Here is a 1153-nt window from a genome sequence, read left to right on the forward strand (position 1 = left end):
GCGCGTGCCCATGCGGCTGGCGGCGGCGTAGGCCGCGGCGAAGGCGTCCGCCGCCTGGCGCTTCGCGGCCGCCAGCGCGCCCGCGGCGGACAGGTCGAGCCGCGCCAGCGCCTCGTTCTCCGCGCGCAGCGCCTCCACCAGGCGCTGGGCGGCGATCATCAGCGGCTCGATCATGCGGGTCCTCCGGCGTTGAACGGGGCGCCTTCCTGGGCGCGCAGCAATTCGCGGTGCACGGCATCGCCGATGCCGATCCCGCCGGCGCGCGCCATGTCGCGCGCGATCGCCTCGACCAGCAGCGGGCGCCATTGCGCCTCCGCGTGGCCGCCGCCGAAGGGGCCGTCGGTCGGCAGCGCGGCGAAGACCGGCTGGAACATCGCGGCGACGGCCTGCGCCTCGAACTCCGCGGCCAGCCGGCGCAGCGTGCGCTGCGACGCGGCCGGCGCACCGGCGAGGCCGGGGGAGAGGGAAGGGGCGGTGGCCGCGGTCGTTGTCATCGTCATCGCACCTCCAGCTCCGCCTGCAGCGCGCCGGCGGCCTTGATGGTCTGCAGGATGGTGATCAGGTCGCGCGGCCCGACGCCGAGGCTGTTCAGACCGCGCACCAGCTCCTCCAGCGTCACGCCGCCGCGCAGGATGCCCATGCGGCGCTCCGCCTGGTCGTCCACCTCGATGTTGGTGCGCGGCACCACCACCGTTTCGCCATTCGCCAGCGGGTTGGGCTGGCTGACCTGCGGCGTCTCCGTGATGCGGATGGTCAGGTTGCCCTGGGCGATGGCGACCGTGCTGATGCGCACGTTGGCGCCCATCACGATGGTGCCGGACGCCTCCTCGATCACCACGCGGGCGACCTGGTCGGGCTGCACGCGCAGCTGCTCCACCTCGCCCAGGAAGGCCACGGGGTCGCGGCCAGCCAGGTTCAGCGCCACGGTGCGCGGGTCGGTCGCGCGCGCCGCCTGGCCGCCGGCCATGCGGTTGATCGCGGCGGCGACGCGGCGCGCCGTGGTCAGGTCGGGGTTGCGCAGCGAGAGCCGGACCTGCTCGGTCTCCGCGAAGCGGAAGGCGATCTCGCGTTCCACCACCGCGCCGTTGGCGATGCGCCCGGCCGTCGGCACGCCGCGCGTCACGCTGCCGGCGGCGCCGCGCGCCGCGACGGC

Annotated in this window: 2 protein-coding genes; both read right to left on the reverse strand. The window is 75.6% G+C overall.

Features of this window, described 5'->3' with window-relative positions; all coding sequences use genetic code 11:
* Nucleotides 1-170 precede the first annotated feature (170 nt).
* Nucleotides 171-500 (reverse strand): rod-binding protein, encoded by a 330-nt coding sequence (locus tag OZN99_RS32130; RefSeq protein ID WP_270939247.1) that lies wholly within the window; start codon nucleotides 498-500, stop codon nucleotides 171-173.
* The coding region (locus tag OZN99_RS32135) for a flagellar basal body P-ring protein FlgI (protein ID WP_270939248.1) at nucleotides 497-1153 on the reverse strand (657 nt) is incomplete at its 5' end. The genes OZN99_RS32130 and OZN99_RS32135, both read right to left, overlap by 4 nt.

This window comes from Falsiroseomonas oryzae (assembly GCF_027856955.1).
Taxonomy (GTDB): Bacteria; Pseudomonadota; Alphaproteobacteria; order Acetobacterales; family Acetobacteraceae; genus Falsiroseomonas; species Falsiroseomonas oryzae.